Origin of the sequence: Rhizobium sp. NXC24 (assembly GCF_002944315.1) — a bacterium.
Taxonomy (GTDB): domain Bacteria; phylum Pseudomonadota; class Alphaproteobacteria; order Rhizobiales; family Rhizobiaceae; genus Rhizobium.
This window is the reverse complement of the sequence record NZ_CP024311.1, coordinates 736,028-758,928: the sequence shown is the minus strand read 5'-3', so window position 1 is coordinate 758,928 and position 22,901 is coordinate 736,028. Positions and strand designations below refer to the sequence as shown.

Annotated in this window: 22 protein-coding genes and 1 tRNA gene; 6 read left to right on the top strand and 17 right to left on the bottom strand. The window is 60.2% G+C overall.

Going from position 1 to position 22,901, the window contains the following annotated elements:
- Positions 1-10: 10 nt before the first annotated feature.
- From NXC24_RS03700 to NXC24_RS03650, 11 genes are all read right to left on the bottom strand, one after another.
- Complete coding sequence (locus tag NXC24_RS03700) at positions 11-538, bottom strand: gluconokinase (protein WP_104822071.1); 528 nt, start codon at positions 536-538, stop codon at positions 11-13.
- Positions 539-552: 14 nt separating this feature from the next.
- Positions 553-1,506 (bottom strand): peptide ABC transporter ATP-binding protein, encoded by a 954-nt coding sequence (locus NXC24_RS03695; protein ID WP_104822070.1) that lies wholly within the window; start codon positions 1,504-1,506, stop codon positions 553-555.
- Entirely contained in the window at positions 1,506-2,519 is a 1,014-nt protein-coding gene (locus NXC24_RS03690; protein ID WP_104822069.1) for an ABC transporter ATP-binding protein, read from the bottom strand. Before NXC24_RS03690 ends, NXC24_RS03695 begins: the two co-directional genes overlap by 1 nt.
- Entirely contained in the window at positions 2,519-3,412 is an 894-nt protein-coding gene (locus NXC24_RS03685; RefSeq protein ID WP_104822068.1) for an ABC transporter permease subunit, read from the bottom strand. Before NXC24_RS03685 ends, NXC24_RS03690 begins: the two co-directional genes overlap by 1 nt.
- 9 nt (positions 3,413-3,421) lie before the next feature.
- A complete protein-coding gene (locus NXC24_RS03680; protein ID WP_104822067.1) occupies positions 3,422-4,426 on the bottom strand; it encodes an ABC transporter permease subunit in 1,005 nt (334 codons plus the stop codon).
- Between the two features lie 90 nt (positions 4,427-4,516).
- Positions 4,517-6,112: an ABC transporter substrate-binding protein gene (locus tag NXC24_RS03675; protein WP_104824990.1), complete on the bottom strand. Its 1,596-nt coding sequence runs from the start codon at positions 6,110-6,112 to the stop codon at positions 4,517-4,519.
- 336 nt (positions 6,113-6,448) lie between these two features.
- Entirely contained in the window at positions 6,449-6,937 is a 489-nt protein-coding gene (gene rirA / locus NXC24_RS03670) for an iron-responsive transcriptional regulator RirA (RefSeq protein ID WP_104822066.1), read from the bottom strand.
- Between the two features lie 132 nt (positions 6,938-7,069).
- Complete coding sequence (locus tag NXC24_RS03665; protein ID WP_104822065.1) at positions 7,070-8,182, bottom strand: M48 family metallopeptidase; 1,113 nt, start codon at positions 8,180-8,182, stop codon at positions 7,070-7,072.
- Positions 8,154-9,221, bottom strand: a complete 1,068-nt coding sequence (locus tag NXC24_RS03660) for a YjgN family protein (protein ID WP_104822064.1) — start codon at positions 9,219-9,221, stop codon at positions 8,154-8,156. The genes NXC24_RS03665 and NXC24_RS03660 overlap by 29 nt, the downstream gene beginning before the upstream one ends.
- Positions 9,222-9,415: 194 nt before the next feature.
- Positions 9,416-9,763, bottom strand: coding sequence for a VOC family protein (locus tag NXC24_RS03655; RefSeq protein ID WP_104822063.1), 348 nt, complete (start codon positions 9,761-9,763; stop codon positions 9,416-9,418).
- A gap of 157 nt (positions 9,764-9,920) precedes the next feature.
- On the bottom strand, positions 9,921-11,417 hold the full coding sequence (locus NXC24_RS03650; protein ID WP_104822062.1) for a CoA-acylating methylmalonate-semialdehyde dehydrogenase: 1,497 nt from the start codon (positions 11,415-11,417) through the stop codon (positions 9,921-9,923).
- Between the two features lie 112 nt (positions 11,418-11,529).
- Here NXC24_RS03650 and NXC24_RS03645 point away from each other — a divergent pair, with 112 nt between their 5' ends.
- A complete protein-coding gene (locus tag NXC24_RS03645; RefSeq protein ID WP_104822061.1) occupies positions 11,530-12,411 on the top strand; it encodes a LysR family transcriptional regulator in 882 nt (293 codons plus the stop codon).
- 114 nt (positions 12,412-12,525) lie between these two features.
- Here NXC24_RS03645 and NXC24_RS35415 read toward each other — a convergent pair whose 3' ends face one another.
- A complete protein-coding gene (locus NXC24_RS35415; protein WP_199773519.1) occupies positions 12,526-12,684 on the bottom strand; it encodes a hypothetical protein in 159 nt (52 codons plus the stop codon).
- A gap of 210 nt (positions 12,685-12,894) precedes the next feature.
- On the opposite strand from NXC24_RS35415, the gene NXC24_RS03640 reads away from it, so the two are divergent.
- Both NXC24_RS03640 and NXC24_RS35410 read left to right on the top strand, forming a co-directional pair.
- A complete protein-coding gene (locus NXC24_RS03640) occupies positions 12,895-13,608 on the top strand; it encodes a hypothetical protein (protein WP_104822060.1) in 714 nt (237 codons plus the stop codon).
- A gap of 75 nt (positions 13,609-13,683) precedes the next feature.
- A complete protein-coding gene (locus tag NXC24_RS35410) occupies positions 13,684-13,830 on the top strand; it encodes a hypothetical protein (RefSeq protein ID WP_199773518.1) in 147 nt (48 codons plus the stop codon).
- A 49-nt stretch (positions 13,831-13,879) separates the two neighbouring features.
- Here NXC24_RS35410 and NXC24_RS03635 read toward each other — a convergent pair.
- Both NXC24_RS03635 and NXC24_RS03630 read right to left on the bottom strand, forming a co-directional pair.
- Positions 13,880-13,956: transfer RNA gene (locus tag NXC24_RS03635), tRNA-His, on the bottom strand.
- 213 nt (positions 13,957-14,169) lie between these two features.
- The gene (locus NXC24_RS03630; protein WP_104822059.1) at positions 14,170-14,619 is read right to left on the bottom strand and encodes a phasin; all 450 of its coding nucleotides are present in this window, start codon (positions 14,617-14,619) and stop codon (positions 14,170-14,172) included.
- 223 nt (positions 14,620-14,842) lie between these two features.
- Here NXC24_RS03630 and NXC24_RS03625 point away from each other — a divergent pair, with 223 nt between their 5' ends.
- Positions 14,843-18,541 carry an ATP-binding protein gene (locus tag NXC24_RS03625; RefSeq protein ID WP_104822058.1) on the top strand — a complete coding sequence of 1,233 codons (3,699 nt, stop codon included), beginning with the start codon at positions 14,843-14,845 and terminating at the stop codon, positions 18,539-18,541.
- 12 nt (positions 18,542-18,553) lie between these two features.
- Here NXC24_RS03625 and NXC24_RS03620 read toward each other — a convergent pair whose 3' ends face one another.
- Together NXC24_RS03620 and NXC24_RS03615 are read right to left on the bottom strand one after the other, a co-directional pair.
- The gene (locus NXC24_RS03620) at positions 18,554-18,955 is read right to left on the bottom strand and encodes a GFA family protein (RefSeq protein WP_104822057.1); all 402 of its coding nucleotides are present in this window, start codon (positions 18,953-18,955) and stop codon (positions 18,554-18,556) included.
- A 57-nt stretch (positions 18,956-19,012) separates the two neighbouring features.
- On the bottom strand, positions 19,013-19,903 hold the full coding sequence (locus tag NXC24_RS03615; RefSeq protein WP_104822056.1) for a LysR family transcriptional regulator: 891 nt from the start codon (positions 19,901-19,903) through the stop codon (positions 19,013-19,015).
- Positions 19,904-20,078: 175 nt separating this feature from the next.
- On the opposite strand from NXC24_RS03615, the gene NXC24_RS03610 reads away from it, so the two are divergent.
- Together NXC24_RS03610 and NXC24_RS03605 are read left to right on the top strand one after the other, a co-directional pair.
- On the top strand, positions 20,079-20,993 hold the full coding sequence (locus NXC24_RS03610) for a DMT family transporter (RefSeq protein ID WP_104822055.1): 915 nt from the start codon (positions 20,079-20,081) through the stop codon (positions 20,991-20,993).
- Positions 20,994-21,148: 155 nt separating this feature from the next.
- Positions 21,149-22,171 (top strand): class I SAM-dependent methyltransferase, encoded by a 1,023-nt coding sequence (locus tag NXC24_RS03605; RefSeq protein ID WP_104822054.1) that lies wholly within the window; start codon positions 21,149-21,151, stop codon positions 22,169-22,171.
- A gap of 170 nt (positions 22,172-22,341) precedes the next feature.
- Here the strand turns inward: NXC24_RS03605 and NXC24_RS03600 are convergent, their stop codons facing one another.
- Entirely contained in the window at positions 22,342-22,869 is a 528-nt protein-coding gene (locus tag NXC24_RS03600; RefSeq protein ID WP_104824989.1) for a hypothetical protein, read from the bottom strand.
- Positions 22,870-22,901: the final 32 nt, after the last annotated feature.

The window sequence follows — 22,901 nt, the reverse complement described above, 5'->3', positions numbered from 1 at the left end:
TATCCTGGATTTAGCGGATCGCGTCGAGACCCTTGAGTGCAGCTTCGACGATGCCGTCGATCGTGTCGTCGATGCCGACGGTAACGACGCCGGGTTCCCCCGTCGGCACTTCCAGCGTTTGTAGCTGGCTTTCCAGCAGCGACGCGGGCATGAAATGGCCCTTGCGCTCGCCCATGCGCTTGGTTAGCAGCTCCTTCGAGCCGTCGAGATAGACGAGATAGAGGTGCCCGCCAGCGGCGGCGCGCAGACGCTCGCGATAAATACGCTTTAGCGCCGAGCAGGTAACGGCGACCCCCTCGCCTTTCGCAAGGCTCGCCGCAATTTCCTGACCGATCCTTTCCAGCCAGGGCCAACGATCCTCATCCGTCAGGGGAATGCCCTTGCTCATCTTCTCGACATTGGCGGCAGGATGCAGCGCGTCGCCTTCGATGAAACGGATGCCGAGCTTGGCCGCGACACCCTCGCCGATCGAGGATTTGCCGCTGCCGCTGACGCCCATGATAATGACGGCAAGGGGGGATTTCGGTACGTCGCTCATAGTGCTTCCAGCCATCAATCCAGCGGAAAGAAACAGGCGAATTTATGCGTGCCGTCGCCGAGCAATTCCGGCGTCACCTGCCGGCACTTGTCCTGCGCACGCCAGCAACGCGGATTGAAGTGACATCCGGTTGGTGGATTGAGGGGAGACGGCAATTCGCCCTGCAGGCGGATGCGGTTCTTCTCGCGCTCGGGATCGGCGATCGGCGTCGCCGACAGCAGCGCGGCGGTATAGGGATGGCGCGGACGGGTAAAGACTTCCTCCGCCGTGCCGGTCTCGACCGGGCGGCCGAGATACATCACCATCACATCGTCGGCGATATGGCGAACGACCGAAAGACCGTGGGAGATGAAGAGATAGGCGAGACCCATCTCCTTCTGCAGGTCCATCAAAAGGTTCAGCACCTGGGCCTGGATCGACAGGTCGAGCGCGGAGACAGGCTCGTCCAGCACCAGCACCTTCGGCCGCAGCATCAATGCGCGGGCGATGGCGATGCGCTGGCGCTGGCCGCCGGAGAACATGTGCGGATAGCGGTCGTAATGTTCCGGGCGCAGACCGACGCGCGCCATCATCTCCTCGGCCTTGCGGCGGCGCGTGGCGGCATCATCATCGGTGTTGATCTTCAGCGGCTCCTCGAGGATGGAGCCAACCTTCTGGCGCGGATTGAGCGAGCCGTAAGGATTCTGGAAGACGATCTGCACGGCGCTGCGCAGGCTGCTGTCGCCAAGCTTAGCCGGCTTACCATCGATCAGCAATTCGCCCGCCGTCGGGTCTTCGATCATCGTCACCAGGCGGGCGAGCGTCGACTTGCCGCAACCGGATTCACCGACGACGGCGAGCGTGCGGCCGGACTGCAGGCTGAAGCTGACGCCGTTCAACGCCTTGACGGTCGCCTCCGGTTTGAAGGCGCCGCGCCTGACGGTGTAAAAACGGGCGAGATCACGCCCTTCGAGAACAGCACCCGTCATCAACGGCCTCCTGCTGCTTGCGTGGCGGCAACGCCGGGATGGCCTAGCGGCTTGCCGTGTTCCAATGGATAGTTGCAGAGTGCCACGCCGAGCTCCGCGCCCTGCCGCTTTACGCCGCGGTCGCAGGCCGGCGTTGCAAACGAGCAGCGTGGCGCGAAAAGACAGCCGGTGGGGCGGTCATGCTGGCCGGGCACGACGCCGGCAATCGACGGCAGGCGCTCGCCGACCACGGCACGCTCCGGCAGAGCCGAGAGAAGTGCGGCCGTATAGGGATGATGCGGATCGCGGAACAATGCCTTGACCGGCTGCTCCTCGACCTTCTGGCCGGCATATTGCACCTGCACGCGCTCGGCAGTTTCGGCCACCACGCCCATATCGTGGGTGATCAGCACTAGCGCCATGCCCTGTTCTTTCTGCAGGCGCGCGAGAAGATCGAGGATCTGTGCCTGGATGGTCACGTCGAGCGCGGTGGTCGGCTCGTCGGCAATCAGAAGCTTCGGATTGCAGGCGAGCGCCATGGCGATCATGACGCGCTGGCTCATACCACCGGACATCTGGTGCGGGTAGTTCGACAAGCGGTCCGCGGGCGCCGGGATACCGACCAGATTCAAGAGCTCGATCGAGCGCTCACGACGCGCCTTGCGGTCGAGACCCATGTGGATGCGCAGGGTCTCGCCGAGCTGGAAGCCGACCGTGAAGCACGGATTGAGGCTCGACATCGGCTCCTGGAAGATCATCGCCATGTCCTTGCCGATGATCTTCCGGCGCTGGCGGGACGAGATGCCGCGCAGGTCTTTGCCGTCGAATGTCATGCGATCGGCGGTAATCTTCGCCGTCCAAGGCAGAAGCCCCATCATGGCGAGCATGGACACCGACTTGCCGGAGCCGGATTCGCCGACAATCGAGAGGATTTCACCCTTGTCGCAGGTGAGCGATACGCCGTCCACTGCCCGGAACAGGCCCGACGCGGTCTGAAATTCAACGGTGAGATTTTCAATATCGAGAAGCGGCATCACGACCTCTTCAGCTTCGGGTCGAAGGCATCGCGCAGGCCGTCACCCATCAGATTGATGGCGAGAACCGTGATCAGGATGCACAGACCGGGAAAAGTGACGAGCCATGGGTTGCTCTGGAAGAATTCACGCGAATCCGCGAGCATCGTGCCCCATTCTGGTGTCGGCGGCTGCGCGCCCTGGCCGAGAAAGCCGAGGGCGGCGGCATCGAGAATTGCGGCCGAAAAGGCGAGCGTCGCCTGCACGATGAGCGGCCCCAGACAGTTCGGCAGGATGGTCTTGAACATCAGGCGAAGCGGGCCGGCGCCGGAGACGCGCGAGGCGATGACATATTCCTTGTCACGCTCGGCAAGCACCGAGGCACGTGTCAGGCGGACGAAATGCGGCTGGTTGACGATGGAGATCGCGATCATGGCGTTGGTCAGGCCAGGCCCCAGGATCGCCACCAGTACCAAGGCGAGCAGCAGCGAGGGAATGGCAAGGATGATATCCATGATGCGCATGATGATCGTATCGGTGCGGCCACGAACATAGCCGGCAACGAGGCCGATCAGGATGCCGGCGAGCGCCGAAAGCGAGGCAACCACCAGACCGATGAACAGCGAAAACCGCGTGCCGTAGATCAGGCGCGAGAGAAGGTCGCGACCATTGGCATCCGTGCCGAGGAGAAAGCTGCCATTGCCGCCTTCGGCCCAGGCGGGCGGCAGGCGCTGCATGGCGCTGCCATAGGCGGCATCCGGATTATGCGGGGCGACGACGCCGGCGAAGATCGCCAGGAACAGGACGAAGACGAAGATCGCCAGCCCGATGACGGCGCCCTTGTTGCGCGAGAAATAGTACCAGAACTCCGCAAGAGCGGAGGGGCGGTCGGATTTGAGACTTACCGTGCTCATGGGCCGCTCCTAGTGACGAATGCGTGGATTGATGAAGCCGTAGAGCAGGTCGACGGCGAGATTGACGAGCATAACAATGCCCGCGATCAGCAGCAGACCGCCCTGCACCACAGGATAATCGCGCTTGAAGACGGCGTCGATCATCCACTTGCCGATGCCCGGCCAGGAAAAGATGCTTTCCGTCAGGATGGCACCGCCGAGCAGCACGCCGACCTGCAGGCCGATGGTAGTGACGACCGGGATCATGGCGTTGCGCAGGGCATGCACGGAGACGACGCGCAGCGGCGCGAGGCCCTTGGAGCGCGCGGTGCGAACATAATCCTCGCCCAGAACTTCGAGCATGGCCGAGCGCGTTTGCCGCGCGATGACGGCGAGCGGAATGGTGCCGAGCACGATGGTCGGCAGGATCAGCGAATTCAGAGCAGACCAGAAGGCGCCCTTTTGACCGGACAGGAGGCTGTCGATCAGCATGAAGCCGGTGATCGGCTTGAAGAAATAGATGAGCCCAATGCGGCCCGAAACCGGCGTCCAATGCAGATAGCCGTTGAAGACGATGATCAGCAGCAGGCCCCACCAGAAGATCGGCATGGAATAGCCGACAAGGGCGACGCCCATCACGCTCTGATCGAACCACGTGCCGCGCTTGACGGCGGCGAAGACGCCGGCCGGAATGCCAAGACAGATCGCAAGGATCATGGCGCAGATCGACAGTTCCAGCGTTGCCGGGAAGAAGGTCAGGAAGTCGGTCAGCACATCGCGCTTGGTGGTGATCGAAGTGCCGAGATCACCGTGCAAGGCACTCCAGATATAATGGCCGTATTGCATGACCAGCGGCTGGTCATAGCCGAGATCATGGGAGATCTGGGCGTGACGCTCCGGCGACATGACGCGCTCGCCTGACAACAGCATGACGGGATCGCCGGGAAGCAGGCGGATGAAAGAAAAGGCGACGATCGATACGCCGAGGAATGTCGGGATCAGCACTGCAAGGCGGCTGAAAAGAAATCGCAACATGGCAGATGTCCAAAGTTTTCCGGCGGTCAAGCATGTTGCCTGACCGCCGGTTTCACCCGGCTTTCGACCGGGTATTTCAGAGCGTGTCCGTTATTCGGCGATATCAACGCCATCGAAGCGGTGAACGCCGACCGGATCCTGCACGTAGCCTGAAACCTTGGAGCTCATCGGAATGAACTCTTCGGAATGGTCGATGGTCATCCACGGAGCTTCGCGCTTGAAGACGACCTGCGCCTGTTCGTAGAGCTTGGTGCGCTCCTTGACGTCGGCAGTCTGCTTGGCCTTCTTCACGAGATCGTCGAATTCCTTGTTGCACCACTGGGCACGGTTGTTACCGCCGACTGCATCGCAGCCGAGCAGCGTGTCCAGGAAGTTGTCCGGATCGCCGTTGTCGCCGGTCCAGCCGAGGATGGCCGCGCCATCGCGGTCCTTGGCGGAGGAGAGCTTCAGGTACTGAGCCCAGTCATAGGTGACGATCTCGACCTTGACGCCGATCTTGCCGAGGTCAGCCTGCATCAGCTCGGCAGCGCGGCGAGCATTCAGCATGTAAGGACGCGAAACCGGCATCGCCCAGATTTTCATGCTGAGGTTCTTGACCCCAGCCTTTTCGAGCATCTTCTTGGCTTCTTCGGGGTTGTACGGATCGTCCTTGATGTCCTTGTTGTAGGACCACATGGTCGGCGGGATCGGGTTGGTGGCGACCGAGCCGGAACCCTGGAAGACGGCGTCGACGATCGCCCGCTTGTCGACGGCCATGTTCAGCGCCTTGCGCACTTCGGCCTTATCGAAGGGAGCGACCAGCGTGTTGTAGGCGAGATAGGAGACGTTCAGGCCCGGCTGTTCGAGAACCTTCAGGCTCTTGTCTGTCTGGAGATCCTTGATGTCGGCGGCGTTCGGATAAGGCATGATCTGGCATTCGCCGGACTTCAGCTTCTGCGCGCGAACCGATGCGTCCGGCGTGATCGCAAAGACGAGATCGTCGATCTTTTCCTTGCCCTTGAAGTAGGTTTCATTCGCCTTGTAGCGGATGACGGCATCAGGCTGATAGGCGACGAAGGTGAACGGACCAGTGCCGAGCGGCTGCTGGTTCATCTGTTCCATCTTCTTGTCAGCCTGCAGCTTGTCGCCGTATTCCTTCGACAGGACCGATGCGAAGTCCATGGCGAGGTCGGCGATGAACGGCGCTTCCGGACGGTTCAGGACGAACTTGACCGTGAGGTCATCAACCTTCTCGATCGACTTGATGAGCTTCGGGAAGCCCATGCCCGCAGCGTATTCATAGGAACCGCCGGCGACGTACTTGGCCCACGGGCTGTCTTCCTTGAGCTGACGCTCGAACGAGAAGACGACGTCGTCGGCATTGAGATCGCGCGTCGGGGTGAAGAAATCAGTGGTCTGGAACTTCACGCCCTTGCGGAGCTTGAAGGTGTATTCCTTACCGTCAGGGGAAACAGTCCAGCTTTCGGCGAGGCCCGGCTCAACCTCGGTGCTGCCGTGCTTGAACTCGACGAGGCGGCTGTAGACCGTACGCGAAGAGGCATCGAAGGTGGTGCCGGCGGTATAAATCCCCGGATCGAAACCTTCCGGCGACCCTTCCGAGCAATAGACAAGCGTTTTGGACCAGGCGGACGTCGCCATAACCGAAGTCAGGGCTGTCACTGCCAGCAGGACAGAGATCTTTTTCATGATATCGTTTCCCAGGTTTGTTATTCTTTTGAAGCCGTGGATCCCCATAGGTTCCTATCCGGATCGCGCCGATGGAACGCTATTTAATGTATGAAAGCAACACGCTCCGCCTAAAATTTTTCCAAATTTTGGAGTTTGGAAATTTTAAGCTAAAAATGGTCTGGGATTGGTAATAATCTGACGAAATCGCGCCCCTTTTTGACGCAATCTGGATAATTTTGCGCTTGCCTCTTCGAAAAATATTAAGATTGGCAGCGAATTCCCCGACCCTACAAACGAAAAATCCGCGGACACCTCAAGGCGACCGCGGATTGAAGAATTGCGCAAATTCAGGCGTCAGGCGGCCGGCGCCGCGATCGCCGGCTTCTTGGCGATCGCCCTGTGATCGTTCTCGGTCAGACCGAGCAGGAAATTGATCTGCGGACGGGCCTTGACGAGATCGTCGATGGAATATTCCGTCAGCACGTCGAAGAAGGCATTGAGTGCCTTGCGCAGCGCCGAATTCAGGCCGCAGCTATCGACCAGCGGGCACTCCACGACACCTTCCTCAAAGCATTCCGCCATCGCGAAACTATCTTCGGTCACCTTGACAACGTCGAACAGGCTGATGTTGGCCGCCGGCTTGCCGAGACGCACGCCGCCATTGCGGCCACGCACCGTTTCGACCAGACCAGCCTTGGTGAGCGGCTGCAAAATCTTGAACAAAAACAGCTCGGAAACACCATAGGCCTTTGCGATTTCCGGGATACGGCTCAAGTTGCCTTCATTGGCGGCGCAATACATGAGCATGCGCACTGCGTAGTTGGTCTGCTTGGTCAAGCGCATGCCGATCTCCTGGAATCAAGGCCGTATGGGACGGTTCGACTGGTATATAGTGCCTTTCGTAGTTTTGAACAATTCCAAAATATGAAAATCACATTCACGTTATTCTGATGGGGATATTCGTCGCCAGTCGTCTTACGGCAAATGCGTATCCGTCGCTCCCTGCCCCGCCCGCAGCTCCCTGGCGTAATCGAGGATAGCCTGCTTGCGTTCCGGCGTGCCGGGATGGGTCGACAGCATGCTGGTGCTGGAATGATCGTCGAGTTTGGTTTCCAGAATGTCGAAGAAGCGCGACAACGCTGTCGGGTCCATGCCCGCTTCCTGCATCAGCTCGACCGAACGGCGATCCGACTGGGCTTCGGCCGAGCGGGAATAGGAAAGCGCCAATAGGCCACCGCCTTGGGTCAAAACATCCTGCACGCCGGAACCGACATCGCCGGCAATCAGTAAGACCAGACCGGCGACGCCAGCGGCGCGGTAAAGCTGGCGGAGGCTGTGCTTGTATTCGACGTGGCCGATCTCGTGGCCGAGAACGGCGGTGATCATTTCCGTATCCCCGTCGGCAAGGTTCACCAATTCGTCCGTCAGGATCAGATTGCCGTCCGGCAACGCAAAGGCATTCGGACCGATGACACCGCCGTCGCGAAAATTCAGCTTGTATCGCCCGACGCCGCCTTCCGCATGGGTGGCGATCTTTTCGAATTGATCGGTGATTTCCTTACGCTTGGCTTCCGGCAGCCTGCTCGCGCTGAGCGTTACCTGATCCAGCGTCTTCAACGTGCCCGCAGACATCATCTCCGGCACAACGGGCGGCGTCACCAGCACGGCGACCTCCACCAGCGCCGGCAAGGCGTAGTGGTAGATGGTCGATGCCAGCACGACCGTCGCAACGGCGAAAGCAATCATACGCGGGCGAACGATCTCCAGCCGATGCACGAAACCGCTGCGCCCTTCGCCGCGGCTTTGGAGATAGGCGTCGACGGCATCGTTATCGCGCGTTTCGAACACCGACTCGTTGCCGAAAACGATGCGTCGCGGAATGGAGCCGACACGCGGGCTGATTTCAATATCGGAACGGATGCCCCAGGCGAGGCGCTTGTCCTTCTCGTCGTCCTCGTCCGAGAGCACGGTGAGCGAACCGCCGATATCAACCAGCCGGGCGGCAACCGCCCGGCTGGAATGGGGCGGATGCCAGGTGCCCGTGGCAATTGATGCCGGATCAGAAACCAAAGTCGAAACCGTCGACATCGAGATATTCCGCGCTGATGACGCCGCCGGTCGAGCGGATCTGGTCGAAGACGACGCCGATATCGCCGTCGACATGAATGGCGGTGTGCTCGGCCAGATAGCGTTGCAGGCGCACCGCCGCCCAGGGACGCATCAGGCCGAGGGTTGCAAATGTGACGATCACATTGGAGATCGCAATCCACGCATAGCGTCGACGACCGAGATCGCTTTTGAGTTGATGGCGATGATCGACCATTGCGGCCGACCAGATGATGTTGCGCACCGCCGCGCGATAGTAGAGGCCGGCGATTATGTAAATCGGGATAATAAGCACAATCATCCAATGCCACAGGCTGATGCTACCCATTCCCCGACCCATCGAGTTGCCGCCGAAACCGGACGCGACAGCACTAAAAAGCCCCAAGATTACGATGCCCGCGATCACAATCGCGACTACGGTGACGAACGCCTCGTAGAGCGCGCCCAATCGCGGCTCGGTGGAGAACTGTCGATCGCCATAGCGCAGATTGTCGAAGATATATTTGTAGAACCACCGGCTTGCTACCGGAGACAGCAACCCAAGCGAGATTATCGTTACCAGAGCACCTAAAAAGATCGCCTTCAATGCGCCGCCATAGGTCCCGACGAAATCGAAGCGCACGTTGCGATAGCTCGTCACACGCGCATTGAACTTCAGGCCGCGCATGAGAAACCATGGGAATACCACCAGCATCACCGGCCAAATCGCCAGGACCGCCAGCGGTGCTACATGCGAAAGGATATTTAATGCGACGAGAAGGCCGAAGACGATCAGGCGGCCGATAAAGATCTGCTTGCCCTTGGCGTGATATTCGAATGTGTGCCCGAGCAGCGCGGTGTTGCCATAGAAATAACGGTTTCGCCGGACTTTCGCCCAGGCCGAATAGATGCCCAAGGTAATGATCGTCAGCAAAACATTGACGATCCAAATACCGAAATACTCAGCGGCACGGCCGGTGAACGATGCACGCTGGAAAACCCGGCTCTCCCCGATCGGATAGCTCTTTTCAACAACTGCCATGCTGAAATCTCCCTGCCCATTATTGCAGTATCGTCGGCTGCATCACGAGGCAAAAAATTCGCCTCATAGCTGCATTTGAGAGCAGGAAAATCAGCGGTAGGCAATGAGAAAATAGACGATCAGAACGGACAGCGCCGGCTCGCCGCAACTAGGGCCAGAACTGCGACTTCAATGCCACACCCAACGGCCCGCCTTCAGCTCACCGAAACCCAGACCGCCATCTCGCAGCCGCCAGGCTCGCGGAAGTGAAAGCGCCGGCCGCCGGGGAAGTCGAAGGCGGGCCGGGTGACGACGCCGCCGGCGAGTTCGACGGCGCGCTGTGCCGCTTCCAAATCCGTCGTGCGAACGACAGGGAGCGGCGCGTCGGTGGCCTCTGCCGCGTTGCCCTGAATGCCGGCGTCAATGCCGGCCGCTTCGATGGCGTGATAGGTCGGACCATAGCTGACGAAGCTCCATTCGAAAGCTTCCTCGAAAAAGCGCCGGGTCTTCAGCCCGTCGGTCGATGGAAATTCGAGATAGTCGATCTGATAGGTCACGGACATCGCTCCGTCCTCCGGTTGTTCTTGTTTTGTTCTAAAACAAAACGCACCATCCAGCAAGATGACTCAGCAGAAAATAACCGCAACAAAAAACCGCCGCCCAAATCTGCCTCAAATCGGCAATTGAGCGGCGGTTCGTATCAGGCGAGACCGGAGAAGCTTACTTCATCGTCGGCATGACGAATTCAGCGCCACCCTTGATGCCGGACGGCCAGCGGGCTGTGATCGTCTTAGTGCGGGTCCAGAACTTGATCGAATCCGTGCCGTGCTGGTTGAGGTCGCCGAAGCTGGAAGCCTTCCAGCCGCCGAAGGAGTGATAGGCGAGCGGAACCGGGATCGGCACGTTGATGCCGATCATGCCGATGTTGATGCGCGAGGCGAAATCGCGGGCGGCATCACCGTCGCGGGTGTAGATCGCGACACCATTGCCATATTCGTGCTTCATCGGCAGATCGAGCGCTTCTTCATAGTTCTTGGCGCGGACAACGGAGAGGACAGGCCCGAAGATTTCGGTCTTGTAGATATCCATCTCAGGCTTGACGTGGTCGAACAGCGTACCGCCAACGAAATAACCATCTTCATAGCCCTGCAGCTTGAAGCCGCGGCCATCGACGACGAGCTTGGCGCCTTCTTCGACACCGCGGTCGATGAGGCCGTTGACGCGGTTATACGCATCCTTAGTAACGAGCGGGCCCATATCGGCCTTGTCATCGGTGTAAGGCCCGATGCGCAGCGACTCGATCTTCGGCACCAGCTTTTCGACCAGGCGGTTGGCGGTCTCCTCGCCCACCGGAACGGCAACGGAGATCGCCATGCAGCGCTCGCCGGCCGAACCGTAACCAGCGCCCATCAGGGCGTTGACGGCCTGATCCATGTCGGCATCGGGCATGATGATCATATGGTTCTTGGCGCCGCCGAAGCATTGCGCGCGCTTGCCGTTCATCGCCGCCGTGCCGTAGACGTAGCGGGCGATCGGCGTGGAGCCGACGAAGGAAACGGCAGCAATATCCGGATCGGTCAGGATAGCGTCGACCGCACCCTTGTCGCCATTGACGACGTTGAGGATGCCGGCCGGCAGGCCTGCTTCGATCATCAGTTCGGCGAGGCGAAGCGGCACGGACGGATCGCGCTCAGACGGCTTCAGGATGAAGGCGTTGCCGCAGGCGATCGCTGGTGCAAACATCCACATCGGGATCATCGCCGGGAAATTGAACGGCGTGATGCCGGCGCCGACGCCGACCGGCTGGCGAATGGAATACATGTCGATCGCCGGGCCGGCGCCTTCGGTGAACTCACTCTTCTGCAGATGCGGAATACCGCAGACGAATTCGCAAACTTCCAGGCCGCGGAGAACATCGCCCTTGGAGTCCTCAACGATCTTGCCGTGCTCCTTGGAGAGCAAGGTCGCCAGCTCGTCCATATGCTGGTTCAAAAGTTCGACGAACTTGAAGAAAACGCGGGCGCGGCGCTGCGGATTGGTGGCGGCCCATTTCGGCTGTGCGGCCTTGGCGTTTTCGACGGCAGCGCGCATTTCCTCGACGCTGGCGAGCGCGACCGTCGCCTGAACTTCGCCGGTTGCCGGATTGTAGACATTGCTCGTGCGGCCGCTGGTGCCGGCGACGTGCTTGCCGCCGATGAAATGACCGATCTCTTGCATGGATGTGCCTCCTCGTTTTCTGGAATGATGACAGGATCGCACTTCAATTTGCACAAATCAATGAGCTGTTATAAGCAACCGTTGTGCAGAAATTGAAGTCCTGGATGTGCATATGGATTGGGATGATGTCCGCATGTTCCTCGCGGTTGCTCGCACGGGACAAATCCTTGCGGCCTCGAAAAGGCTTGGGGTTAACCACGCGACGCTGTCGCGGCGGGTGACGACGCTGGAGGAACGGCTGAAGACGCGGCTGCTGGTGCGCCGCACCAATGGGTGCGACCTGACCTCCGAGGGCGAAATTTTTCTGCACGCGGCCGAGCGCATGGAAACCGAGATGCTGCGCGCCCAGGCAAGCGTCGGCCATCTCGACAGCGCCATCACCGGCACGGTGCGCATCGGCGCGCCCGACGGTTTCGGCGTCTCCTTCCTCGCACCCCGTCTGGGACGGCTGATTGCGCGCTATCCGGAACTGCGCATCCAATTGGTGCCGGTGCCCCGCTCCTTTTCGCTGTCGCAGCGCGAGGCGGATATCGCCATCACGCTTGAGCGTCCGGAACAAGGTCGCCTGATCTCGTCCAAGCTGACGGACTATACGCTCGGCCTTTACGCCTCGAAGGCCTATCTCGACCGGGCGGGCCTGCCCGACAGTGTCGAGGCGCTGAAATTGCACCCCCGAATCGGCTATGTCGAAGACCTGATCTTTACTGCCTCGCTGAATTTTTCTGGCGAGATCATGCGGAGCTGGGATGCGTCATTCGAAATCTCCACCTCCATCGGCCAGACGGAGGCGGTACGTTCCGGCGCCGGCATCGGCATCCTGCACGACTATATCGCAAAGCAACATCCGGAGCTGACCCGCATCCTTCCCGATGTCTCCATCAAACGCGCCTATTGGACGACCTATCACGAAAGCGCCCGCGATCTGGTGCGGGTACGCACCGTCGCGGACTTTCTGCAGGAGCTGGTGAGCGAGGAAAGGCGTATGTTTTTCTGAAGCCGCGTCGGGCCTCTAAAGCTCGTCGCGATCTTTCAGATTCGCTCCCACGCTTTAGCTCCTTGTTTTTGCATGTCGTTCGCAAAACCGCCGCACACTTTTGCGCGACATGCATTAGGCATGCTTCGGCGGCTCTTCGTTCTCATCGGGATTGGGAACGGGAAATTCATCCGGCAGCCTATCGGGATCCGGCTCCTCTATCGGCGGCTCCGGTGTCCAGCCGGGACCCGGCATCGGCGGCTTGTCGGGAATCGGCTCGCGTGGCACGGACATGGCCAGTTCCTTCGGTCTTGTTGTTGATATGAACAGAACGGCGGCGAGCTGGCACGGTTCCAAAGGAAATACTGCGACTTCCCGGGAAGGACGCGACCGGTCTCTCCGGCTCGGCCTGATTGCCGCTTCATTTGCGCATGGCGCCGGTTCGTGCATAAGTAGAACAGCAGACTTTCGTTTTCATCCAGGCAGAGTCCGAGGGGGCGCTTGATGTTGAAAGCCGGAGTATTCTTCGCGGCGCTTGCCATCGGTCTCAGCGCATGCACGACCATCGATTTTTCTAAGCTCGCTCCGGCAACGCTGACCGGCAGCCTGTTCGTGATGTGGGTCGGAGAGGGAAATTCCAGCGGCGACGGCAAGTTCGTTTTCGTGCCGGATCCCGCCGATCCCCTCACCTTTCGCCGAGCCGACAGCTCCCTGCCGGGCGCCGAGATCCAGCCCGGCCTGATGTATACGGACGGCGGCTCCATCCCGAAGATCGCCCAGGTCTTCAAGGGCTTGTCGCCATGGGGATATGCCCCGGCCTACATGATCCACGACTGGATGTTCACGGCGCACCATTGCATCGTCGATGGCGAGAACGACAAACGGTTCGACCAAGTGCGCAACGTGTCGTTCAAGGATTCCGCGGAGATCCTCGGCGAAGCCATCCAAGGGATGGTGAAAGCGAACAAGGTTCAGCGCAACGATGTGGCCGGCACGGCCATCACCGCGGCGGTCGGCAGCAGCATTGCCGAGAACCTCTGGAACAAAAAGGAGGCCTGCGCCGCCTCCAAGGTCAGCGCCGAGGATGTCGCGGCAGTCGAAAAAGCCATCCCCGGCGCGGCCCGACCCGCCGCCAGAAGGACATTCAGGGTTTCCCCCGAGACTCCCGCAATACCACCCCGCGGCCGCGCCACGATCGTGTCCCGGATCACGTTCTAGGAACGGGGTGAGGCCGCGCTGGACAAGGCCCAACCTTGGCCTAGTATCCTAATAAGGATGAAGGGAGCACAGGTCATGAGCGAGAAGAAGAAGCCGAATCTGACCGAGAAGGAACGCAAGGAGCAGGACGATTATCTTGAGGAGGCGCTTGAGGAGACTTTTCCGGCGAGCGATCCGATCTCACCGGGACATGTCGCAAAGAAGCCTCAGGACAAGAAATAGCCTGCGACTAATGCCGGCTTCCTGCTTTCGTCCAATCAATGGGGAGAAATGGTACGGTTGGGGGGTCTCGAACCTCCGACCTCAGGTGCCACAAACCTGCGCTCTAACCAACTGAGCTACAACCGCACATGCTCGCGTCGCCGCGAACGGGGGTGACATACGAGGACTTTGAAATTATTTCAAGTCCTATCTCCCCGCAATATGAAAAAGCTGGGTATGACGTGTTTCCAAAGATCACATCACATTCGGACGAATGCACCATGACCCTGAAATTAAAACGTCCCGCTTTCAGTGTTTTACCGAAAGCGAGACGTTCTGGTCTTGGGAGGCTTGGAAAGATTAAGCGACCTTGAAGGAGGACATGGCCTTTTCAGCGGCGTCCTTGGCCGGCTTTGCCAGCTTTTCGGCGACCTTCTTGGTGGTTTCCTGAATGGACTTGGCCTGCTCGACGGTTACTTCAGCCTGCTTGCGGATGAAGGAGGTCTGCAGTTCGAAGAGTTCGGCGACGGACTTGACGCGAAGCAGAGCTTCCATGTGCGCCAGCGAGCTTTCGGCATTGGTGCGCAGGACGTCGATCGTCTTGAGGCCGATTTCCACGGAGCCGGCCTGGGCGGTCTGCACAGTGGCTTCGAGGGTCTTACCAGCGTCTTCGGCAGCCGTCTTCATCTTGGCGAAGGCTTCCTTGGACTGGGCAGCGCCTTTTTCCGCGAAGTCGCGGAAGGATTCAGAGAGCTTGGAAGGGTCGAATGTAGCCGTTGAAAAAACGTCGTCTTTCTTTACAGTAGCCATGATAGCGCTCCTATATGGGCCCTCCTCAGAGGCGCCCTTGGTGAATTGATTGAGCCCTATATAATATAAACTATTGTGCAGTGCAACATATTTTTTGCGATGCACAACACGTTAACCCTTCCAGTCAAAAACCTGGGCCTTCGCTGGACCTGAAACCGGGGCGCCGTTATTAATAAAGCGTTAAAGTAAGAGAGGCGATCACGCCCGCAAAACAGGTCGGAACATGCCCGCAATTCAGTACCCATTCATTGACATTGCCGTGCACCCCCGCGTTCGGGAGCGTTTTGCGCGCGGCGAAGCCATGGTGCTGTTTTCGACCGGCATGGATCGCGTGCTCTGGGCCAACGGCGCTGGCGCTAATCTTTTCGGCTACGATATCATCTATGATTTCCTCGACCAGGGACCGAAGGCCGGCGACGTCTCCTTCCGCCAGATCGAGGCGACGGCGCGCGGACTTGGCGCGGTCGGCGACCAGCGCACCTTCCTGATCCGCATGGCCTCCGGCTTCCAGCGCGCGGTCGTTAACGCCGCAGTCGAAATCATCCAGGTTCAGGCGGGCGAAGAGGCGATCCTGTTTTCCTCGCCGGTTTCCTCCAAGCCGCTGGCCGCGGCGGAAAGTGCGAAGCGGATGATCGACGGCTTCGACGACCCCGATACGCATATGGCCGTGATCGGCCGCGACGGGGAAATTATCGCCGCTTCCGCTCGCTTCGATGCGTTGGGCGTGACGCCGCAGACCGCAAGGATGCTGACGACCATGGCGGGCGCCCAGGCGGAACGGCTGATCAAGCGGCCGATCCCGACCGGCCACGGCTATCTACCCGCCGCCGTCGGCAAGCTGTCGGAAATCCCTGCCCTGCATCTGCTTTTCGTCGTCGAGACCGCAGCCGACAATCTCGATCCAACGGCAAGCCTCGTGGCTGACGCATCTGCCGCCTCAGCCTCAGGCGGCGCGATCGAGCCGGAAGCGGAAGAGGCGCGGAAGGAACTCGAGACAGCCGCGGCTGACGAAACACCTATTACCGAGGCTGCGCCTGCCGAGCATGTGCCCTCCCCCGATGTCATCGATGCGGTGGCGGATATCGAGGAAGTCGAGCACACGCCGGAAATGTCTGGCGCCGACCATGAAGTGGTGCATGCGCACCCCGATGCCCTCGGTCAGGACATCGACGCGTTGGTGACGATGGACGGCGCGACGCCCGAACAGATCGAGGCGGCTGCGCATGCCGACGAGCTTGTCCCGGAGGCCGATGATGATCTGCTGCGCAGCGCCGGAGAAAGCCAAGCGGAGGACGCGGTGGCAGGCACTGAGCCGGTCGCAGCCGAGGCTGGCGCTCCGGAAATCGACCAGTCGGAAGAGTTCACCTTCAAGCGCAGCGGCCGTGCTACGCGTTTCGTCTGGCGGATCGACGCCGAAGGCCGCTTCAGCGAAGTCTCGCGCGAGTTCGCTGAAGCCGTAGGGCCGCATGCGACGAAAGTCACCGGCGTTGCCTTCGCTGACATCGCCAGGCATTTCAATCTCGATCCGGACGGCAAGATCGCCGAGCTTCTGGCGCGGCGCGATACGTGGTCGGGCCGGACGATCTACTGGCCGGTGGAAAATACCAGCCTAGTGGTGCCGGTCGATCTGGCCGCATTGCCGACCTATACGCGCAGCCGCGAATTCGACGGCTTCCGAGGCTTCGGCGTCGTGCGCCTCTCCGATGCCATCGAAGATCCGATGAAGCTCGGCCTGACGCTGGACGGCGACGAAGAGCAGGCAGCGCCGACGCCGGGCTTGGCTGAAGAGCCAGCAGTGGAGACGGCTGCTCCGGCGATTGCCGAGGAAGCGCTGCAGGACGCGATGGAGGAAAATGTTGCCGCAGACGAGGAGACTGCTCGCGAAGCAGGATCCGGGGCAACGGAGGAGTTCTCTCCCCGGGATGAGGAGCCGCCGGCCCTGACGATCGCCGAGACGCCGAACCGCCGGGAATCCGACAAGATCATCCGATTGCACGAGCGCCGCGCACAGACGCCAGGCAGCTTGTCGCTGAGCGAACAGGCGGCCTTCCGCGAAATCGCCCGTCAGCTCGACCCCTTCGGCAAACGTGCGGAGACATCGGGCGGTCAGCCCGAAAGCATGGAACAGTCCGAAGAAGTGGTGGACATCTCTCCGCAGCCGAATGCGGCGGATGAGGTTTTGTCCGATGCCGTCGAAGCGCCGGCCGACGACCATGCAGCCGAAAAGCGGCCGCATGCCGAAGATCAGCCGGAAAGCAGTGAAACCGCACAATCCGAAGCGAATATGCCGGCGGCTACGGCCGAGACGGAAGAGGTTGCCGGTTCCGACTTGCGGGAATCAAAGGCTGCCGGCGAGCCGGAACGGGACCGCGATCCGCTGGAAGTCTTGAACACCGCCATTCCACCCCGCGTAAAAATGCGCGATGGGCTGTCGGCCGAGATCGTCGATCAACTGCCCCTCGCCATTCTCATCCATGCCGGCGACCGGCTGATCCACGGCACTCCGGAATTCCTGCGGCTGACCGGCTATGAAAGCCTCACGGACCTGGAGCATGTCGGCGGGCTGGATGCGCTGCTGCAGCGCCATGACCTCGAAGGCAAGGCCGAACGGCCGGGGACGATGATGGTAGTGCGCGCCGACGACACGCTCGTGCCCGTTACCGCGCGGCTGCAGTCAGTCCGTTGGGAAGACGGCACCGCTTTGATGCTGGCGCTGATGCCGCTCGAAAAGAGCGAAGCCCCCGCGCCCGAGCCCGTGCCGGAAGAAGCGCGACCGGAACGCATGGTCGAAAAACTCGCAAAGCTGCAGGTCGAAATCGAAGAGCTGCGTTCGACGCTGGAAACGGCAACGGATGGGGTCGTCATCATCGGGCAGGAGGGCGAGATTCGCTCGATGAACCGCTCGGCCAGCGCGCTCTTTAACTACGACGACCAGGAAACCCGCGGCAAACCATTCGTCATGCTCTTTGCGCATGAAAGCCAGAAGGCGGTGCTGGACTATCTTGGCGGCCTCTCCGGCCATGGCGTGGCAAGCGTGCTGAACGACGGCCGCGAGGTCATCGGCCGCGAGGCGTCCGGCGGCTTCGTACCCCTGTTCATGACCATGGGGCGGTTGAATTCCTCGAACGGCTATTGCGCCGTCATCCGCGACATCACGCAATGGAAGCGCACCGAGGAAGAGTTGCGCAACGCCAAGCGCGCGGCAGAGACTGCAAATGCCCACAAGACCGATTTCCTCGCCCGCGTCAGCCATGAAATCCGCACGCCGCTCAACGCCATCATCGGCTTCTCCGACATGATGGCCGGCGAACGCTTCGGGCCAATCGGTCATTCCCGCTATATCGAATATGCCACCGATATCGGCCGCTCGGGTCGGCATGTGCTCGACATCGTCAACGATCTCCTGGACATTTCCAAGATCGAAGCCGGTGAGATGGACCTGGAATTTTCCTCGGTCGGCCTCAACGAAGCGATCGCCGAAGCCGTGTCGCTGGTGCAGCCGCAGGCCAACAGCCAGCGCGTCATCATCCGCACGGCGCTGTCGCAGTCCGTACCGAACGTCGTCGCCGACCTGCGTTCGATCAAGCAGATCGCGCTGAACATCCTGTCGAATGCCATCCGCTTCACGCCGTCGGGCGGCCAGATCGTCGTCTCAACGTCTTACGAGGGGAACGGCAGTGTCGTCATGCGCATCCGCGATACCGGCGTCGGCATGACCCGCAGCGAGTTGGAACAGGCGATGAAACCTTTCCGCCAGGTTTCGACCAACGCCCGCAAACGTGGCGACGGCACCGGCCTTGGCCTGCCGCTAACCAAGGCCATGGTCGATGCCAACAGGGCAACCTTCTCGATCAACTCGGCGCCGAATGAGGGCACGCTGGTCGAGATCACCTTCCCATCGCCGAGGGTGCTGGCGAACTGAGAGAGATCGCCCTCAAAACCAGAGATCGCGCACGCAGCCCCCTTTGGAAGGAAGGTCTTCAAACGTATCGAGTCCATCGAAATGATCGATCGGCAGGTCAGCGACGAGGTCCGGCGGCGCAAGCCGCAGGTTCACGGCGATACGTCGGCGGCCATCCTTTTGCAGCCGTAGGCCACGCCAGCTCAATACGCAGGCGCAGGACGGGCAGAACAATATTTCGAGAGAGGGATTGTCCCTGCCGGCGCGCGTGTAAGACGAAGTCCGTCCGGTGACGGAAATCCGCTCCCATTCATAGTCATAGGCCCATAGCGCACCATAGCGCCGACAGAGCGTGCAATTGCAGGCCGTGATCGAGCCTGGATCGCCCTTGAGCGTCCAGCCCGCCTCGCCACAGTGACATGAGCCGATCAGCATGTGTACGCCGCTCCATTCCGGTGCCTGTTCGAGGACGGCATTCTGCCTCCAATCAGCTCAACTCGCCAGAGCCAGCCCTCCGTAACGACTGATTTCGCTTTCGATCTCTGCCACAAGGGTATCGAGCGCGGGATTTCTCACCTTGCGTCCGCGGCGCACCACATAGGCCAAGGCAGGGGGCGCCGGCAGGCCGTTGGTGACGATCTCCATGTCGGGCTGCAGATGGCGGCCGTTCAGAAGCGCCACGCCCAAGCCCGAGGTAACGGCCGCAATAATCCCAGCCGCGCTCGCACATTCGAACACAGTTTCGAGAACCACGCCGCCATCCTGTCCGATGTCGAGCGCCCAGCGGCGATAGAAGCACTCATCGTCGAAGGACAGAAAAGGAACCGGCCCGTCTTGCGGCAGCGATAGATCAGGATGCTTGACCCAATGAAGCTGTTCCCGAAACAGAACGATATCGGTCGGGCGGACTTCATGCGCGAAAACCTGCACGATGGCGGCATCAAGCTCTCCCCGCTCCAGCATTCCCCGCAGGACCAAGCTCATGCGGACCTTGGTGCGAACAGAGACGTTCGGATGCAGGCGGCGAAATCGCCCCAATATGCGCGCGAGATCGGTGCAGGTGGTATCCTCGGTCAAGCCGAGGGCGACGCGGCCGGCGAGCGACGTCTTCGAGAGGCTCAAGAGCGCCTCGTCGTGCAGGCCGAGGATGCGTCCCGCATAGTCCAGCAGATCCTCCCCGGCGGCGGTGAACATCGACGCTCCGGGCTTGCGGCTCAGCAGATCGCAATCGAGGCTCGTCTCGAGCCGCTTGATCTTATGGCTGACGGCGGATTGCGAGAGGCTCAGGGCCTCGGCCGCACGGGTGATGCCCCCGTGATGGCGGATCGCCCACAATGCGCGCAGCGCATCGATTTCCAAACGCCGGCTGGTGAACTCGGTCATGGCAAACTCGGCTTATATGATGATCTTGCAGAGAGAATGCATATTCCGGCGGTATTTGGCAAATATTCATTAGTTCTAAGATTGAGATGTCATGCCATGATCGATATTTGTCATGTGTAATCGGATGGGTCCTGACCTATGGCTGAGGGATAGGTGACATCCAACCGAGAGCCCAATGACCGACCAATCCCTGTCCCGGCCCCTACTGAACAACAGCCGCTTCCTTTGGCCCCTGATGGCTACGCTGCTGATCTTTAGCTGGAGTTCCGGCTTCGTCGGTATCCGCTATGCCAGCCAGGAAGCCAGCGTCATGTTGGTCCTGTTCTGGCGCACGCTTCTGTCGGGACTGGTCCTGCTACCCTTTGCCTTGGCGATCGGGCCGCGCATGCGGCTGCGTGCGATAGCGGAACAGATGCTGTTCGGCGTGATGTCGGTCTTCCTTTATCTGGGCGGCTTTGCACTGGCGATCGAACAGCGGGTGCCGACGGGGCTGGTGGCGCTGATCTCCGACCTCTTGCCGCTGGCGATTGCCGCCCTGTCGCAGCCTGTTTTGGGCGAGCGGCTGAGCGCGCGCCAATGGCTGGGAACGGCGATTGCGGTGGCGGGCGTATTGATCGTCTCGATAGACAGCCTCAGCTTCGGCGCGGCTCCAATCTGGGCCTATGGATTGACCGTCGGCTCGATGCTGGTCTTTGCCTTCGCATCGGTTCTGCACAAGCGGCGGCGGACCAAGCATATGCCCGTTCATCAAGGCCTTTGCATTCATACCCTTACGGCCTCGGTGCTCTTCGGCATCTGCGCCATGATGCAAGGCGATCTTGCGCCGCCGCTGACGCGCGGTTTCGCTATCGGCATGATATGGCTGGTGCTGATCGCAACCTTTGCCGCCTATTCGGTCTATTACACCAGCCTGCGCCTCTTCCCGGTCGCGCAGGTCAGCGCAGCCATCTATCTCAGCCCGCCCGTTACCATGTTCTGGGCCTGGGCCCTGTTCTCCGAACCGCTGACGACGGCGATGTTCGTAGGGTTGGCGGTGACGCTGGTGGGAGTCTGGATGACGTCGCGCAGTCCCTTAGCGGAAAAGGTCTGACCTATCATATTGCCAGAGGCAGACATTCTCTGCCTCTGCTCCACGCGCCACTATACTTTAGCGGTAGCAAACTTACTTTTGGTTGCCTTTCGTGGGATAGTTCCTCCGTGGAGACCGGCTATCCTGGTCGGTCGTTGGCGCATGAGGGGGCTCCAATGTCATCGACGGCAGCAGAAGCAGGCACAGGCGAGATTTCACCCAATCTGATAGTTGACGCGATGTTTGCGTGCCGAAAAACGGCCGCGATCAAGGCCGCCATAGAACTCGATCTTTTTACCTTGATCGGTGACGGCCGCAACGCTGCGTCGTTGGCAGCCGCGACGAATGCGGCCGAACGCGGTGTGCGCATTCTGTGCGACTATCTCGTTGTAAACGGCTTTCTGACTAAGAAAGGCGATCAATATGTTCTCACGCCATCCAGCCGCGTATTCCTCGACCGGCATTCGCCGGCCTATATGGGCTCAGCCATCGAGTTCATCGCCGCGCCGGAAATCCTCAAGCAGGTGCTGGACGACCCGACCTCCTATGTCCGCAACGGCGGGTCCGTTGGATTGGCAAATATGTCGCCGGACAATCCCGTGTGGGTGAAGTTTGCCCGCGGCATGGGTTCATTCACCGGCAGCAGCGCAGTCAGCCTCGCAGCGGAAATGGCCAACCTACGGATATCGCCGAAGAAGATTCTGGACATCGCCGCAGGACATGGGCGTTTCGGGATCGAGATGGCGAAGACTTTTCCTTCAGCCCAGATTGTCGCGGTGGATTGGAGTTCAGTTCTGGAATTGGCTAAATATAATGCGCGACAATTTGGTGTCGCAGAGCGCTACAAGGTCGTTCCCGGCAGCGCATTCGAGGTCGATTGGGGCACGGACTACGATCTGATCCTGCTTCCGAACTTCCTTCATCACTTCGACATAGAAACCTGCGCCGAATTGCTCAGAAAGGTCCGGGCCAGCCTGAGTCGCGACGGCAAGGTGGTCGGGGTGGAATTCGTGCCCAACGACGATCTTGTCTCGCCTCCCTTCCCAGCCGCTTTCTCATGGGAAATGCTCGCCAGCACGCCAAAGGGCGAGGCCTACACGCAGAAGGATCTAGCCGAAATGGCCAGACGCGCCGGTTTTCAAAACGCCAGGGTCAAACCACTGCCGCCATCACCGGCGAGCTTGGTCTTTTTCGAGTAACGGCACTCTGGAGATAGCGACAAGGGGCTGATGCCCCCTTAAGCTCCCGAAAAACTATTCACCCGAGCCCGGGCAACCTTGCGCTTGGCCCTTGATTTCGACTTGCCAGGCTTCTTCGCCAAAACTTCTTGTCTGCGCACCCGGAAACACTACCCTCGCCCACATGCATCTCACTCGAATTCATCTCGCCTGTAAAAATTGCCGTAGATGTGCCTCACATCCGCATCAGGTGGTGCCCAACTGCCGGGATCGCTTTCGCTATAAATGAGAGTGATGAAATGATTAGAAGTCACGCCAGCGATCCCCGTCGAGACGTCGCGCTCCTCGACAATAGTAAACTTTGGGCTGTTCTGTGGATTGCCGTTTGCGGCAGCGGCCGGTTCTAAACTCGATTTGTTGAAGATGACATACCATAGCCAAGGATCGAACAAAGGCGCGCCGCCGATCGTCACAACGCTAACTGGAACAATGACAACGGCAATAACGCTGCTGGCCATTCCACGGAAACGACGATGACATAGTGCAATAAGTGCGCTGATTGACCAAACGAACAGTGTTACCACCGCCGCCAGAAACAGCAGTGGAACTCCGAACAGGTCGAGGAGTCCTCGTAGCGCATCGGCCCAACCAAGTGACCAAAAATCAAAGGCGCGAATGCAGACACCACAGGCAGCGCCCAGCAAACCGGCGATGGCCATTCGCCGAGTATTCCAAATGTCTTTGGGCCGAC

Coding starts and splice junctions, on each gene's coding strand:
- NXC24_RS03695 (WP_104822070.1), bottom strand. CDS start 1,506: ATGACGGGTGCTGTTCTCGAAGGGCGTGATCTCGCCCGTTTTTACACC.
- NXC24_RS03645 (WP_104822061.1), top strand. CDS start 11,530: ATGGATTGGGATGATGTCCGCATGTTCCTCGCGGTTGCTCGCACGGGA.
- NXC24_RS03655 (WP_104822063.1), bottom strand. CDS start 9,763: ATGTCCGTGACCTATCAGATCGACTATCTCGAATTTCCATCGACCGAC.
- NXC24_RS03620 (WP_104822057.1), bottom strand. CDS start 18,955: ATGCTGATCGGCTCATGTCACTGTGGCGAGGCGGGCTGGACGCTCAAG.
- NXC24_RS03630 (WP_104822059.1), bottom strand. CDS start 14,619: ATGGCTACTGTAAAGAAAGACGACGTTTTTTCAACGGCTACATTCGAC.
- NXC24_RS03650 (WP_104822062.1), bottom strand. CDS start 11,417: ATGCAAGAGATCGGTCATTTCATCGGCGGCAAGCACGTCGCCGGCACC.
- rirA (WP_104822066.1), bottom strand. CDS start 6,937: ATGCGCTTGACCAAGCAGACCAACTACGCAGTGCGCATGCTCATGTAT.
- NXC24_RS03665 (WP_104822065.1), bottom strand. CDS start 8,182: ATGTCGACGGTTTCGACTTTGGTTTCTGATCCGGCATCAATTGCCACG.
- NXC24_RS03685 (WP_104822068.1), bottom strand. CDS start 3,412: ATGAGCACGGTAAGTCTCAAATCCGACCGCCCCTCCGCTCTTGCGGAG.
- NXC24_RS03700 (WP_104822071.1), bottom strand. CDS start 538: ATGAGCGACGTACCGAAATCCCCCCTTGCCGTCATTATCATGGGCGTC.
- NXC24_RS03610 (WP_104822055.1), top strand. CDS start 20,079: ATGACCGACCAATCCCTGTCCCGGCCCCTACTGAACAACAGCCGCTTC.
- NXC24_RS03660 (WP_104822064.1), bottom strand. CDS start 9,221: ATGGCAGTTGTTGAAAAGAGCTATCCGATCGGGGAGAGCCGGGTTTTC.
- NXC24_RS03675 (WP_104824990.1), bottom strand. CDS start 6,112: ATGAAAAAGATCTCTGTCCTGCTGGCAGTGACAGCCCTGACTTCGGTT.
- NXC24_RS03690 (WP_104822069.1), bottom strand. CDS start 2,519: ATGCCGCTTCTCGATATTGAAAATCTCACCGTTGAATTTCAGACCGCG.
- NXC24_RS03605 (WP_104822054.1), top strand. CDS start 21,149: ATGTCATCGACGGCAGCAGAAGCAGGCACAGGCGAGATTTCACCCAAT.
- NXC24_RS03600 (WP_104824989.1), bottom strand. CDS start 22,869: ATGGCCATCGCCGGTTTGCTGGGCGCTGCCTGTGGTGTCTGCATTCGC.
- NXC24_RS03615 (WP_104822056.1), bottom strand. CDS start 19,903: ATGACCGAGTTCACCAGCCGGCGTTTGGAAATCGATGCGCTGCGCGCA.
- NXC24_RS03640 (WP_104822060.1), top strand. CDS start 12,895: ATGTTGAAAGCCGGAGTATTCTTCGCGGCGCTTGCCATCGGTCTCAGC.
- NXC24_RS03625 (WP_104822058.1), top strand. CDS start 14,843: ATGCCCGCAATTCAGTACCCATTCATTGACATTGCCGTGCACCCCCGC.
- NXC24_RS35410 (WP_199773518.1), top strand. CDS start 13,684: ATGAGCGAGAAGAAGAAGCCGAATCTGACCGAGAAGGAACGCAAGGAG.
- NXC24_RS35415 (WP_199773519.1), bottom strand. CDS start 12,684: ATGTCCGTGCCACGCGAGCCGATTCCCGACAAGCCGCCGATGCCGGGT.
- NXC24_RS03680 (WP_104822067.1), bottom strand. CDS start 4,426: ATGTTGCGATTTCTTTTCAGCCGCCTTGCAGTGCTGATCCCGACATTC.